Annotated in this window: 13 protein-coding genes, 1 rRNA gene and 1 other RNA gene; all 15 read right to left on the reverse strand. The window is 61.0% G+C overall.

Going from position 1 to position 13,215, the window contains the following annotated elements; translation table 11 throughout:
* A 16S ribosomal RNA gene (locus tag C6W55_RS11035) occupies nt 1-598 on the reverse strand; the annotation flags it as partial.
* A gap of 320 nt (nt 599-918) precedes the next feature.
* The gene (locus C6W55_RS11040) at nt 919-1,182 is read right to left on the reverse strand and encodes a pro-sigmaK processing inhibitor BofA family protein (protein WP_015256283.1); all 264 of its coding nucleotides are present in this window, start codon (nt 1,180-1,182) and stop codon (nt 919-921) included.
* The gene (locus C6W55_RS11045; RefSeq protein WP_015256284.1) at nt 1,179-1,550 is read right to left on the reverse strand and encodes a DUF2508 family protein; all 372 of its coding nucleotides are present in this window, start codon (nt 1,548-1,550) and stop codon (nt 1,179-1,181) included. The genes C6W55_RS11040 and C6W55_RS11045 overlap by 4 nt, the downstream gene beginning before the upstream one ends.
* Before the next feature lie 148 nt (nt 1,551-1,698).
* Nucleotides 1,699-2,295, reverse strand: coding sequence for a recombination mediator RecR (recR, locus tag C6W55_RS11050; RefSeq protein ID WP_015256285.1), 597 nt, complete (start codon nt 2,293-2,295; stop codon nt 1,699-1,701).
* A gap of 16 nt (nt 2,296-2,311) precedes the next feature.
* The gene (locus C6W55_RS11055) at nt 2,312-2,623 is read right to left on the reverse strand and encodes a YbaB/EbfC family nucleoid-associated protein (protein ID WP_015256286.1); all 312 of its coding nucleotides are present in this window, start codon (nt 2,621-2,623) and stop codon (nt 2,312-2,314) included.
* Between the two features lie 25 nt (nt 2,624-2,648).
* Entirely contained in the window at nt 2,649-4,463 is a 1,815-nt protein-coding gene (gene dnaX / locus C6W55_RS11060; RefSeq protein ID WP_286892666.1) for a DNA polymerase III subunit gamma/tau, read from the reverse strand.
* 158 nt (nt 4,464-4,621) lie between these two features.
* An RNA gene (gene ffs, locus C6W55_RS11065) (signal recognition particle sRNA large type) lies at nt 4,622-4,886 on the reverse strand.
* A 95-nt stretch (nt 4,887-4,981) separates the two neighbouring features.
* A complete protein-coding gene (locus C6W55_RS11070) occupies nt 4,982-5,407 on the reverse strand; it encodes a cation transporter dimerization domain-containing protein (RefSeq protein WP_015256288.1) in 426 nt (141 codons plus the stop codon).
* A 56-nt stretch (nt 5,408-5,463) separates the two neighbouring features.
* Nucleotides 5,464-5,661, reverse strand: a complete 198-nt coding sequence (rpmE, locus tag C6W55_RS11075) for a 50S ribosomal protein L31 (protein ID WP_015256289.1) — start codon at nt 5,659-5,661, stop codon at nt 5,464-5,466.
* Nucleotides 5,662-5,774: 113 nt separating this feature from the next.
* Nucleotides 5,775-7,055, reverse strand: a complete 1,281-nt coding sequence (locus C6W55_RS11080; RefSeq protein ID WP_015256290.1) for a radical SAM protein — start codon at nt 7,053-7,055, stop codon at nt 5,775-5,777.
* Nucleotides 7,056-7,103: 48 nt separating this feature from the next.
* Entirely contained in the window at nt 7,104-8,414 is a 1,311-nt protein-coding gene (gene rho / locus C6W55_RS11085) for a transcription termination factor Rho (RefSeq protein WP_015256291.1), read from the reverse strand.
* A gap of 70 nt (nt 8,415-8,484) precedes the next feature.
* Nucleotides 8,485-9,744, reverse strand: coding sequence for a UDP-N-acetylglucosamine 1-carboxyvinyltransferase (locus C6W55_RS11090; protein WP_015256292.1), 1,260 nt, complete (start codon nt 9,742-9,744; stop codon nt 8,485-8,487).
* A 101-nt stretch (nt 9,745-9,845) separates the two neighbouring features.
* Nucleotides 9,846-10,700, reverse strand: coding sequence for a class II fructose-1,6-bisphosphate aldolase (gene fba / locus C6W55_RS11095; protein ID WP_015256293.1), 855 nt, complete (start codon nt 10,698-10,700; stop codon nt 9,846-9,848).
* Nucleotides 10,701-10,849: 149 nt separating this feature from the next.
* Nucleotides 10,850-11,233: a response regulator gene (locus tag C6W55_RS11100; protein WP_015256294.1), complete on the reverse strand. Its 384-nt coding sequence runs from the start codon at nt 11,231-11,233 to the stop codon at nt 10,850-10,852.
* A 159-nt stretch (nt 11,234-11,392) separates the two neighbouring features.
* Nucleotides 11,393-12,994: a CTP synthase gene (locus tag C6W55_RS11105; protein WP_015256295.1), complete on the reverse strand. Its 1,602-nt coding sequence runs from the start codon at nt 12,992-12,994 to the stop codon at nt 11,393-11,395.
* Nucleotides 12,995-13,215: the final 221 nt, after the last annotated feature.

Genomic DNA, 13,215 nt, shown 5'->3' on the forward strand with positions numbered 1-13,215 from the left:
CTTTACGCCCAATAATTCCGGACAACGCTCGCCCCCTACGTATTACCGCGGCTGCTGGCACGTAGTTAGCCGGGGCTTTCTTCTCAGGTACCGTCAACCCCGGGGCAGTGACTCCCCAGGGGATTCTTCCCTGGCAACAGAGCTTTACGATCCGAAGACCTTCCTCACTCACGCGGCGTTGCTCCGTCAGACTTTCGTCCATTGCGGAAGATTCCCTACTGCTGCCTCCCGTAGGAGTCTGGGCCGTGTCTCAGTCCCAGTGTGGCCGTTCACCCTCTCAGGTCGGCTACGCATCGTCGCCTTGGTGGGCCGTTACCCCGCCAACCAGCTAATGCGCCGCGGGCCCATCCGAAAGTGACAGGTTGCCCCGTCTTTCCCGAACCCTTCATGCGAAAGGTCCGCTTATCCGGTATTAGCATCCGTTTCCGGATGTTATCCCGGTCTTTCGGGCAGGTTGCCCACGTGTTACTCACCCGTCCGCCGCTAAGTTTTCGCAACATCCACCCGAAGGCTTCCGTCCGCGAAAACTCCGCTCGACTTGCATGTATTAGGCACGCCGCCAGCGTTCGTCCTGAGCCAGGATCAAACTCTCCATTAAAGGCAAGAGTCGATTGACTCGTTCGTACGTTCGCGCTTTGCTTCGTCTCCAAAGGAGACGGGCAACTCAAGCTCGTTGTTCAGTTTTCAAGGAACCATCTTCGTCGTCCGCTGTTTCAGCGGCGACTTTTATAATATATCACATCTTCCTGCCTCATTGCAAGTACCAATTTTCGACTTCCGTTTCGCCGTCCGTCGGCCAATCGGTACGCTCCGTCAGGCGCGATTGATAATGTATCATACCCTATCGATCAAAGTCAATAGCTTGTACCCGGTAAAGAAACAAAATATCAATTCTTCATGACCAAATCCCCGATTTTCTCAGATCAGCACGGCTTGCAGCCCGGCGATCAGCGCAATGCCCGGCACCCCGAGCGTTACGATCACCGCCGCCGTCACCGGATTGAGCGGAATGTGAACGCCCGAGATCCAGCCGAATTCATTCAGCCCGTAGATGACCGCCGCCGCAGCCGCCATATGCAGGAAGAATCGCGTGAGCCACGCCCGGGTCATGCGTCTCCGCACCAGAATATACAGCAGCGCCGCCGAAGAAACGGCCAGCATGACGGCAAACACCGTCTTCATCCCGCACCCGCTCCTTTTTCCCATTCGACGCGCCAGTGGACATTCAAGTTTTTCGCCTGTCTGAGCAGCAATTCGTACCGCTTCTCCGCCGCTTCGATCGCATAGATCGCATAGTCGATCTGGTCGAATCCCGACGCGTACTCGAAATGCCGGTGCGCATTGATCCAATCCCGGTGCGCTTCGCGAATGTCGCGGATCAGCGCCTGCGCCGTCTGCGACATCGACTGCCTGTCCGCTTCGGTCTGCGCGGCCTGCGGTTTGGGCTGCGCGCGCACCTCCTCCGATTCACCGCCTCCCCTCCGTCTGATGACCGCCTCGCGTATCGAGCTTATTTTCCGCCGCAAGTCCGGCAATCGTCTCCAGTCCATGGCTTGCCCCTCCCGTATTCCGCATCGTTCCGCAAAAAAAAACGATCCGCTGCTACCATACCTATAACAGGCGGGACAAACTTAGAACCGGAGAGCGGCCCGCACACGACAAAAAACCGCGCCGTCTTGACCGGCACGGTTTTGCGTCTCACAACTCTCTTCGTCCTTCTAGCGCCTTGGACAGGGTGACTTCGTCCGCATACTCCAGGTCTCCGCCGACCGGCAGCCCGTGCGCGATGCGCGTCACCTTGATGCCGAACGGTTTGACCAGGCGGGACAGGTACATCGCCGTCGCTTCGCCTTCGATGTTCGGATTGGTCGCCAGAATCATTTCTTTCACCCGATCGTCGGTCAGCCGCTTCAGCAGTTCGGCAATGCGGATCTCGTCCGGGCCGATGCCGTCCATCGGCGAAATGGCTCCCTGCAGCACATGGTATTGACCGTCGTACTCCTTCGTCCGCTCCATGGCGACGAGATCCTTCGGCTCCTGGACGACGCAGATGACGGACGGATCGCGCGTCTTGTCCTGGCAGATGCGACAAGGATCCACGTCGGTGATGTTGCAGCAGATGGAGCAGTAATGCAGGTTGCGTTTGACGCTGACCAGCGCCTTGGCGAATGAGACGACGTCATCCTCGCTCATGCGCAGCACATGAAAGGCAAGGCGGGCGGCGGTCTTCGGACCGATGCCCGGCAGCCGGGAGAACGAATCGATCAGCTTCGCGATCGGTTCCGGATAGTACAAGAGAGGCCGCTCCTCCTCAGAACAGACCCGGGATCTTCAGGCCGCCCGTGAACTTGCTCATATCCCGGTTCGCCATCTCTTCCGCTTTGTTCAGCGCGTCGTTCACGGCCGCGAGGACGAGGTCCTGGAGCATTTCGACGTCGTCCGGGTCGACGGCTTCCGGCTTGATCGTGATGCCGAGAATTTTCTTGTGACCATTCGCCCGCACTGTCACGACGCCGCCGCCGGCGGTGCCTTCGACTTCCTTCTTCTCGAGCTCCTCCTGGGCTTTGAGCATCTGCTCCTGCATTTTCTTCACTTGCCGCATCATCTGCTGCATGTTGTTCATACTCGCCAACTCTCCTTATTCAAAATCATGTCTTGTCATCGTCCACGACGACGACGAATTCTTCGCCGAACAGCTTCACCGCTTCTTCGACCCAGGGCGGCCGGCCGGCCTGCTCACCCTGCTCCTCCTCGGGTTGAAGCTCCAGCGCCTCGGGCTGCGGGCGTTCGCCTTCGCCTTCCGCCGCGGCCTGCCATTCCTTCAACAAGACCGTCTGAAACCGCATCGGCGCGCCGAACACTTCTCCCATGACGCCTTCGATGATTTCCCGGTTGGCGGGCTTCTCCGTCGTCTGGCGGTGCATCGTGTTCTTGAACGCGATCAGCACCTGACCGCCCGTCGCGGACACCGGTTCGCCGTCGATCAGCCAGGCATGGACCGAGATGCGGACATCCTTGACGCGCTGCAGCACTTCCGGCCAGCGGGCCTTCACCTTCCGCGTCTCTTCCGAATCCCGCGCCGCGATGTACGGCTCCAGCTTCACCCGGCCGATGGCGGGCGCCGCGTTCCGCTGCGCGCCGAAGGAGCCGGCGGGGCGCCCGCCGGACGCGCCCTGCCGGCCGTCGCCCGAAGGGACGGCCGGCCGCGGTTGGTCTCCGCCGCCGGAGCGAAGCAGTTGCTCGATGCGCTGCTCGAGCATTTCGACGCGCCTGCGAAGCTGGTGCAGCTCCGCCGCATCCGCGGACTCGCGCGCGACCGGCGCGCGGGCCGTTTCGGCAGACCCCGAACCGCCGGACGCGCCGTCCGAAGCATCGTCGTCGGGCAGCGTGCAAATCTTGAGCAGCGCCACCTCGAACATCGTCTGCGGCTGCGCGGCGAAACGCATCTCGTTCTGGTATCGGTTCAGAATGTCGATCATCCGGAACAGGCGCTCGGCGGTAAACCCTTCGCCCGCGTTCCGGAAGCGTTCGACGTCGACGATCCGCTCGGTGGCGGCGGTTCGGTCAGGCGCCAGCTTCAGGAGCAGCAGGTCGCGGAAGAAGACGATCAGGTCCTCCATGCACTTGTCGGCGCTCTTGCCCGCCGCTGTCAGCGCTTCCGTAACGCGCATGACCGCCGCGGCGTCCCGGCCGCGAACGGCTTCCGCCAGTTCCTCGAACCGTTCCGCCGGGATCCCGCCCGTCACGTCGACCGCGCCGTCCAGCGTGATGCGCCCGTCCGTGAAAGCCGCCGTCTGCTCCAGCAGGCCAATCGCATCGCGCATGCCGCCTTCGGAGAGGCGGGCGATGTACGCCAGTGCGTCGTCTTCCGCCTCGATGCCTTCTTCCTCGCAGATCCGCCGCAGCCGTCCGACCTGCTCCTCGAGCGGCACCGGCCGGAAGTCGAACCGTTGGCAGCGGGAGACGATCGTTGCGGGAAGCTTGTGCGGTTCGGTCGTTGCCAGGATGAAAATCACGTGCCCGGGCGGTTCCTCCAGCGTTTTGAGCAGAGCGTTGAACGCTTCGGAGGTGAGCATGTGCACTTCGTCGATGATGTACACTTTGTACCGGACTTCCGTCGGTGCGTAACGCACCTTGTCCCGGATGTCGCGGATTTCGTCAATCCCGCGGTTGGAAGCCGCGTCGATCTCGATCACGTCAAGCACCGTGCCGGCGGCGATGCCTTCGCAGGCCGCGCAGGCGTTGCACGGGTCCGGCGTCGGTCCGTGCTCGCAGTTGACGGCTTTGGCCATGATCTTGGCTGCGCTTGTCTTGCCCGTTCCGCGCGGACCATTGAACAGATACGCATGCGCGATCCGGTTCTCCCGGATCGCGTTCTGAAGCGTTTGAATGACATGATGCTGGCCGACCATGTCCTGGAACGTCTGCGGACGCCAGGCGCGGTACAAGGCGATATGGGACACGCGGACCGTTCCTTTCCATCGTCCGGCCGTGAGGCCGCATGATGCTCTATTATACACCAACCGGACAACAAGAGAAACGACGTTGCTGCTTTCCGGTCATCACAAAAGCCGTCCCGGGCAAGCCGGGACGGCCGAACGTGCGATATGTAGGTTAAGGTCCGTGCACCTGCCTCCGATCATTGCGTTCCAAGCGGCATTCCCGATCCCCGCTCGGGCCAGGCACTCCCCCGGCACATGAACAAACCTGCTTATGGCTGCTTCCTTCCGGACCTGACCAGGTTCACAGGGGCTCATTGCGGAGGACCCGGCCGTCAACACGGCTTGCGGGCGCCAGCCTTGCAGCGCAAGACCTCGGGCAGGAATTCAACCTCGCTGCAGCGGATTGCGAGTTACAGGGCACCGCTACCTCCCCGTCTAGCACGGTAAAGATAAGTATAGCCGATCCGGATTCGGATCGCAACCGGGCATGACTGTCAATGCTGTGAAGTTGTTGTGATCGAAGCCCGAAGCCGAAGGCATCACTTCTGGTCCGCATCGACCGTCACCCGGTAACGGGGAAAATTCTCCTTCAGCACCGCTTCCGCCCGCGCGGCAAGCTGCGCCGCCTCCTCCCGGTTCAGCTTCTTGTCGATCTCGAGATGAACGTGCATATGAGATCCGCCCGTCCGCGTGATCCGGATATCCCGGATGCCGTCCAGTCCGCGCAGCAGCTCCGCCGCGAATGCGTTGTCGCGCCGGTAGCTCCAGGCCGTGCCGGTCAGCGGGAGATTCGGATTGGTATTGCTGGTGCCCATATAGCCGTCGTTGCCGTAATAATCGGTCGGATCATCCGCATCGCGGTCCGCGTTCCCGCATCCGGTTGCGGCGAGCGCCGCGGCCAGCAGGATGCCGGGCAGCAGGAAGCGAAGCCGCCGTTTCCGCAGACGCAGTCTGATGAACATCATGAAGAAACCTCCCTTCGCCATTAGGATGGCTGGGGGAGGTTCGAGTATGCATCCGATCAGATGCCGTATTTCTTCTTGAAACGGTCAACGCGGCCACCGGTATCGACGAACTTCTGTCTGCCCGTGAAGAAAGGATGGCAATTCGAGCAGATTTCGACACGGAGGTCCGCCTTCACCGAACCCGTCTCGAACGTATTGCCGCACGCGCAAGTAACTGTCGTGACGTGATACGTCGGATGAATGTCCGGTTTCATCTCGTTCACCTCTTTCACGCCCTGAGCCCTTAGACAGCAGGCCCAGAGTTAAATGACACATGAGAGGATTATAGCACGGATAGCCAAACTCGCGCAACGGTCTTTCCGGCACGTCAATCCCGGCCGGCGGGCGACGCTTTCCGGCGCCGCAATTCGGGCGGCGGTACATGCGTATAGTTGCCGATGCGCACGTCCGGCAGCTCCGCCCGGAAAATCTCGATCATCTGCTTCATCCCGTAGATCTCGCCCCGCGCGGGCGGGATGAGCTCCAGATAGCTATCCGGATCGATGTTCAGATTGCGGAATTGGATGAGCTTCAGCCCCGTCCGTTTCGCGAGTCCGATCATCGCCTCGATCTCTTCCTCGCGGTCCGTCACGCCGGGAAAGACCAGGTAGTTGATCGAGGTATAAACGCCGTGATCCGAGGCGTATCTGAGTGACTTCTCGACATTCGCCAGCGAGTAGCCGCGCGGACGGTAATAGGCGTTGTAATGCTCGTCGATGGCGCTGATCGTGCTGACGCGCATCAGATCGAGCCCGGCGTCGACGATCGCCCGGATGTGATCGGTCAGGCCGGCGTTCGTATTGATATTGATATACCCGAGATCCGTCTTCTCCCGCACCCGGCGGATCGCGTCGATGATCAGCTTCGCCTGCGTCGACGGTTCGCCCTCGCAGCCCTGACCGAAGCTGATGATCGCATCCGGCGTCTTCAGATGCTCGAGCATGATCTCGACCAGCTCGTCCACCGTCGGCCGGAAGTTCATCCGCGTCTGCGGCGCGGGGAAGCCGCTGTCGTCCGGCTGCTCGGAAATGCAGCCGTAGCAGCCCGCGTTGCAGCTGTAGGACACCGGCACAGCACCTTCCCAGCGGTTCAGGAACGTGTTCGACGCCGTCAGGCATTCATAGCCGAGCGCGCAATGCGACAGATGCTTGTACACCCGGTTCTCCGGATACCGCGCAAGCAGCGATTCGACGCCCGCCTCCAGCTCGCCGCGGTCGCAGTTCAGCGGATTCCAAGGTTCCGGATCATCGGTGCGCTGCGCGGCGACGTGGAAGCCGCCGTCTTTCCAGACGACCGCCGTATAGCCGAAAAGCGGCAGCTTCCGGCTGCGGTCCGTCTTGACATAGGCGGGAATGGCCAGCCGCGTGTACCCTTGCGGCAGCAGCGCGCCGATCGCCTGCACATCGCCCGGCAGCGGCCGCATCTCGCCCGTATCGGGATCGATGCCGACCGGCCGCGTGAACGGCAGACTGACCAGCGTCGCACCTTCGGGCAACGGGATCAGTTCGTCTTCCATCAGTTCGATGATCATGTCGGCGCTGCGGCCAAGCCCGCCCCATCCGGGATGGTCATAGACGCGGCCGCCGGCATCGGCATACACCAGATTCATGCGTTAGTCCCACCTTCATTTTTCCGCCCGAACCGGTTCAATGGGCGCTCAGGTCGTCGTGCGGACACTCCGCCTCGCGCCCGTGCCGCCGGAGCCTATACCGCCGTCCGCCGCCAGCTTCGCCATGACGTCGATAAACTCCGCGTTCGACTTCGTCTCCCGCATTTTGCGCAGGAACTGCTCGACGAATTCGGGAGTGTCGTTCATCATTTTGCGGATGGACCAGGCGCACTCCAGTTCTTCCTTCGTGAGCAGCATTTCCTCGCGGCGCGTGCCGGAACGGCGGATGTCCAGCGCCGGGAAAATGCGGCGTTCCGCCAGTCTGCGGTCCAGCACGAGCTCCATGTTGCCGGTGCCCTTGAACTCTTCGTAAATGATGTCATCCATCCGCGAGCCGGTGTCGATGAGCGCCGTCGCCAGAATCGTCAGGCTGCCGCCCTCCTCGATGTTGCGCGCCGACCCGAAGAACCGCTTCGGCCGATGGAACGACGCCGGGTCGATCCCGCCGGAGAGCGTCCGGCCCGACGGCGGCACGACGAGGTTGTAGGCGCGCGCGAGCCGCGTGATGCTGTCGAGCAGGATGACGACGTCCCGCTTGTGCTCGACCAGACGCAGCGCCCGCTCCAGCACCATTTCCGCCACCTTGATATGGTTTTCCGGCAATTCGTCGAACGTCGACGCGACGACTTCGCCCTTCACCGACCGTTGCATGTCGGTCACTTCCTCCGGCCGCTCGTCGATCAGCAGCACGAACAGCTCGATCTCCGGATGATTCGCCGAGATGCTGTTGGCGATCTCCTTGAGCAGCAGCGTTTTGCCCGCTTTCGGAGGTGCGACGATCAGCCCGCGCTGGCCGAGTCCGACCGGAGCGAGAATATCCATAATGCGAGTCGACAGGTTATTGGGGGAAGTCTCCAGAACGAGTTTCTTTTGCGGATAGAGGGGAGTCAGGGCGGGGAAGTGGAGCCGCTCAGCGGCAACTTCCGGACTCACGCCGTTGACAGCATTCACCTGCAGCAATCCGAAGAACCGTTCGTTCTCCTTCGGCGCCCGGCATTTGCCGGATACGAGGTCACCGGTGCGCAGGTCGAATTTCCGAATCTGCGACGCCGATATGTAGATGTCATCCTTGCTCGGCAAGTAGTTGATGGGCCTCAGGAAACCGTAGCCTTCCGGCAGGACGTCGAGCACGCCTTCCATGAACATGAGGCCGCTCTGTTCGGCCTGGGCACGCAGGATCGCGAAGATCAGCTCTTTCTTCCGCATCTGGCCGTAGTTCGGAATCTGATGTTCTTTGGCCAGCTTGTATAATTCCGTAAGCTTCATCTCTTCCAGATCAGAGATTTGCAAATCGGTCATCGTTTCACCCCTTGTGATTCAATTTTGACCTTTATGCGAGGAACCACCGTCCGTTGCGGCGGTTCAGGCCTCAGCCGATTTCGGGCTCGCGCCACACATCGGCTCCCAATCTGCGAAGATTGTCCACAAGATTATCATACCCGCGATCAATATATTCGACACCTGCAATTTCCGTAACGCCTTCCTCCACCGTCAGCGCCGCCACGACGAGCGCCGCGCCGGCCCTGAGGTCGGACGCGCGGACTCTTGCGCTGTTCAGCCTGCTGCCTTCGATGATGGCCGACCGTCCTTCCACGCGGATCTTGGCGCCCATGCGCACCAGTTCCGGCACATGCTTGAACCGGTTGCTGTACACGTAATCCGTCAGGATGCTGACGCCTTCGGCCTGCGTGAGCAGGCTCGTCATCGGCGATTGCATGTCCGTCGCGAACCCCGGATAGACAAGCGCCTTGACGTCGACGGCGGAGTAGGTCGGCTGGCCGACGACGCGGATCGATTCGTCCATTTCATAGACATGGACGCCCATCTCCTGCAGCTTGGCCGTCACGGCTTCAAGATGTTTCGGAATGACATTGTCCACGACAACGTCGCCGCGCGTTGCGGCGGCCGCGATCATGTACGTCGCCGCCTGAATCCGGTCGGGAATGATGGAGTGCCGGCAGCCGTGCAGCCGGTCCACGCCTTCGATCCGGATCGTCTCGGTGCCCGCGCCTTTGATGCGGGCGCCCATTGCGTTGAGCAGCGTCGCGACATCGATGATTTCCGGCTCCTTGGCCGCGTTCTCGATAATCGTAAGACCATCCGCGCGGGAAGCCGCAAGCATGATGTTGATCGTCGCGCCCACGCTGACAACGTCGAGATAGATCTTCGCGCCGCGAAGTTTCTTCGCCTTCAGGCGGATCGCGCCGTGTTCGTTCGTGACGGTGGCGCCGAGCGCTTCAAAGCCTTTGATGTGCTGGTCGATCGGACGGGGTTCGAAGTTGCAGCCGCCGGGAAGGCCGATGACGGCTTCGCCGAACCGGCCGAGCATCGCGCCCATCAAATAATAGGACGCGCGCAACAGCTTCACCTTGCCGTTCGGCATCGGTACGGGACGCATGCGGGAAGGATCGATGATCATCGAATCCCCGATCCGCTTCACCTTGCCCCCGAGCTCTTCCAGAATCTCCGTGTAGACGGCCACGTCGCTGAGCCGCGGCAGATTGTCCAGTCTGACTTCGCCGTCGGCCAGTATCGAAGCCGGCAGCAGCGCGACGGCGCTGTTCTTCGCGCCGCTGATCGTGACCGTTCCGCGCAGCGGGCGGCCGCCGCGGACCATCAGTTTCTCCATGTCTCCCCATATCCTCCCGATGGCGCTGGTTGACCGTCATGCGGACGGATGCGCAGGAACCGCCGGCCATGCGCGGCGGTTCCTGCATGTATCAAAACAGATTACGCTTGGTTGCTGCTGCCGAACAACCGGATCTTCTCGGCCACGACTTCGATCATCGCTTCGCGCGCGGGACCGAGGTATTTCCGCGGATCGTAGACCTTGCTGTCCTTGCCGAGCACTTCGCGGATCTTGTCCGTGCAGGCGATCTGGTTCTCCGTGTTGACGTTGATTTTGCCTACGCCGCATTGGATCGCTTCACGGATCGCGTCGTCCGGAACGCCCGATCCGCCGTGCAGGACGATCGGAACCGGAACTTTCGCCGCCACTTCGCGAATGATGTCGAAGCGGATCTTCGGCTCGCCCTTGTACATGCCGTGCGCCGTGCCGACCGCGATCGCGAGCGCGTCGACGCCCGTCTCCTCCCAGAAGCGGATCGCTTCTTCCGGCTTCGCCAGCGCAGCGTCGGCTTCATCGACGCTGATGTCGTCTTCGACACCGCCGATCGTGCCGAGCTCCCCTTCGACGGATACGCCCATCGCATGGGCGGCTTTCACGATTTCCTTCGTCAGGCGGATGTTCTCTTCGAGCGGATAGTGGGAACCGTCGAACATGACCGACGAGAAGCCGGCGCGGATGCATTGCATTGCCACTTCGAAGCTGCTGCCGTGATCAAGATGCAGCGCGATCGGCAGCCCGGATTTCTTCGCGGCGGCTTCCGCGATGGCGACGGTGAATTCGATGCCCATATATTTCAGGGCGCCTTCGCTGACGCCATAGATGAACGGCGACTTCTCGCGGATCGCCGCCTCGACGATCGCCTGCGCGAATTCCAGGTTGTTCATGTTGAATTGCCCGACGGCGAACTTGTTCGCTTTCGCCTTCGGCAGAAATTCGTTCATGGACACAAGTGGCATGTTCGTTCCTCCTAAATTGGTTGCGCGATATGGTTCAAGCCGTGCAGACTTGTCATACTGAGACATTATACCACAATGCTTCCCGCTGTGGTAATTCGTCCGGCGTTCTCTCGCCAGAAAAAAAAGGATCCGTCTCCGGATCCGCTCGCCTACCTGCTGCGCGTTTCGCTGCCCCGCAGCTGCATATTCACGACCATCCGCATCTCGTCGATGTCGAAAGGCTTCGTGAAGTGCATCAGCGCGCCGAGCTCGGTCGCCTCTTTGATCATGTCCAGTTCGCCGTATGCCGTCATCATGATGACCTTGATGTCGCGGTTGATCTCTTTCACCCGCTTCAATATCTCGAGCCCGTCCATTCCCGGGATCTTCATGTCGAGCAGCACAAGATCAGGCGATTCATTCTTGACGATCTCAAGCGCCAGTTTGCCGTTGGAAGCCTGGAATGTCCGGTATCCTTCGCCGCTGAACACTTCCATCAGCAACATGCGGATGCCGTTCTGGTCATCCACGATCAGCACTTTCTTGTCATCCAACGCACGATCCCTCCTCGTGAGCGAATGCCGCGGCTCAGCCTGCATTCGGCCGGCCAGGCTTCACCCGGGCTGAGAGACAACACGCCCAGCAGGGGAGGTATTCGACGCCGCTTCGTCAATATCCTTCATCAACTGGAAAAAAGTATTTCCTCCGTTACATTATTCCGCGTGCCGGATCGCCGCACCCACGAACTCGCGGAACAGCGGCTGCGGCCGGTTCGGCCTTGACGTGAACTCCGGATGGAACTGGACGGCCAGGAACCACGGATGGTCGGGCAGTTCGATCATTTCGACCAGCCGGCCGTCCGGGGACGTGCCCGATACGCGCAGGCCCGCCGCTTCGATCCGCTCGCGGTATTCGTTGTTGAATTCGTAGCGGTGGCGGTGGCGTTCGTAGATCAGTTCCTGACCGTACGCCTGCGCGGCCAGCGTGCCCGGCGCGATCTTGCACGGATACAGGCCGAGGCGCATCGTGCCGCCGAGATCTTCGATATCCTTCTGGTCGGGCAGCAGGTCGATGACCGGATACGGCGTGGACGGATCGATCTCCGAGCTGTTCGCGCCCGTCATGCCGACGACGTGGCGCGCATACTCGACGACGGCCACCTGCATCCCCAGGCAGATGCCGAAGAACGGCACGCGCTTCTCCCGCGCCCAGCGGATCGCGGTGATCTTCCCTTCGATGCCGCGGTCGCCGAATCCGCCCGGCACGAGCACGCCGTGCACGCCGGCCAGCAGCTGATCCACGTTCTCCGGCGTGACGTCCTCGGCGTTCACCCAGCGGATCTTCACTTCGCGCTCCGCGTCGATGCCGGCGTGGCCCAGCGCCTCCACAATGCTGAGGTAGGCGTCGTGCAGCGCCACATATTTCCCCACGATCGCGATTTCCACCGACCCGGTGATCGCGTTCACGCGGCGCACCAGGTTCTCCCATTCGGTCATGTCGGGTTCCGGCGCATCCAGTTTCAGATGGTTGACGACGATGTCGTCCAGCCCTTCCTTCCGCAGGTTGAGCGGAATTTCATACAGATTCGACGCGTCGCGGCATTCGATGACCGCACCCTGGTCGACATCGCAGAACTGCGCGATCTTGCGCTTCAGATCCTCGCCCATCGGATATTCCGTGCGGCAGACGATGACGTTCGGCTGGATGCCGATGCTCCGCAGTTCTTTCACGCTGTGCTGCGTCGGCTTCGTCTTCACTTCACCGGCTGCCTTGATGTACGGAATGAGCGTGACGTGGATGTACATGACGTTGTCGCGGCCGATGTCGCTTTTGATCTGGCGGATCGCCTCCAGGAAAGGCAGGCTCTCGATGTCGCCGACCGTGCCGCCGATTTCCGTGATGACGACGTCCGAACCCGCTTCGCGGCCCGCGCGGAAGACGCGTTCCTTGATCTCGTTCGTAATATGCGGAATGACCTGAACGGTGCCGCCCAGATATTCGCCGCGCCGTTCTTTCGAGATGACGGTAGAGTAGATTTTGCCCGTGGTCACGTTGCTGTTCTTCGTGAGGTTGATGTCGATGAATCGCTCATAATGGCCGAGATCGAGGTCGGTCTCCGCGCCGTCGTCGGTCACGAACACTTCCCCGTGCTGATAGGGGCTCATGGTGCCGGGGTCGACGTTGATGTAAGGATCGAATTTCTGGATCGTAACCTTCAGTCCCCGGTTCTTCAGCAGCCGGCCAAGCGATGCCGCCGTAATCCCTTTGCCGAGCGACGAGACGACGCCGCCGGTTACGAATACATATTTCGTCACGTGCTGTTGACCTCCAAGTCGAATGGTTGAAAAAACAAAAAAAAGTGACACCCGCGCCGCGGGGCACTTTTCATACGCTTGCCGTGTATAAAGCGATCTATAGCCCAAGCAATAGTTTACCCGTGTGTCCGCGCCTGTGTCAAGTGAAACGGCCTGTGCCTTCCATCGAAAAGGCAACCCCGTTTCGCGTCGACCGACAAGCCTATACAAGCATCAGTCCT

It is taken from the genome of Thermobacillus sp. (assembly GCF_003390775.1).
Classification (GTDB): Bacteria; Bacillota; Bacilli; order Paenibacillales; family Paenibacillaceae; genus Thermobacillus; species Thermobacillus xylanilyticus.

Bases quoted from the DNA above. Each gene is read 5' to 3' on its own strand.
- C6W55_RS11040 (WP_015256283.1), bottom strand. From the start codon at position 1,182: ATGAAGACGGTGTTTGCCGTCATGCTGGCCGTTTCTTCGGCGGCGCTG.
- C6W55_RS11045 (WP_015256284.1), bottom strand. From the start codon at position 1,550: ATGGACTGGAGACGATTGCCGGACTTGCGGCGGAAAATAAGCTCGATA.
- C6W55_RS11055 (WP_015256286.1), bottom strand. From the start codon at position 2,623: ATGAACAACATGCAGCAGATGATGCGGCAAGTGAAGAAAATGCAGGAG.
- C6W55_RS11070 (WP_015256288.1), bottom strand. From the start codon at position 5,407: ATGATGTTCATCAGACTGCGTCTGCGGAAACGGCGGCTTCGCTTCCTG.
- rpmE (WP_015256289.1), bottom strand. From the start codon at position 5,661: ATGAAACCGGACATTCATCCGACGTATCACGTCACGACAGTTACTTGC.
- C6W55_RS11080 (WP_015256290.1), bottom strand. From the start codon at position 7,055: ATGAATCTGGTGTATGCCGATGCCGGCGGCCGCGTCTATGACCATCCC.
- rho (WP_015256291.1), bottom strand. From the start codon at position 8,414: ATGACCGATTTGCAAATCTCTGATCTGGAAGAGATGAAGCTTACGGAA.
- C6W55_RS11090 (WP_015256292.1), bottom strand. From the start codon at position 9,744: ATGGAGAAACTGATGGTCCGCGGCGGCCGCCCGCTGCGCGGAACGGTC.
- fba (WP_015256293.1), bottom strand. From the start codon at position 10,700: ATGCCACTTGTGTCCATGAACGAATTTCTGCCGAAGGCGAAAGCGAAC.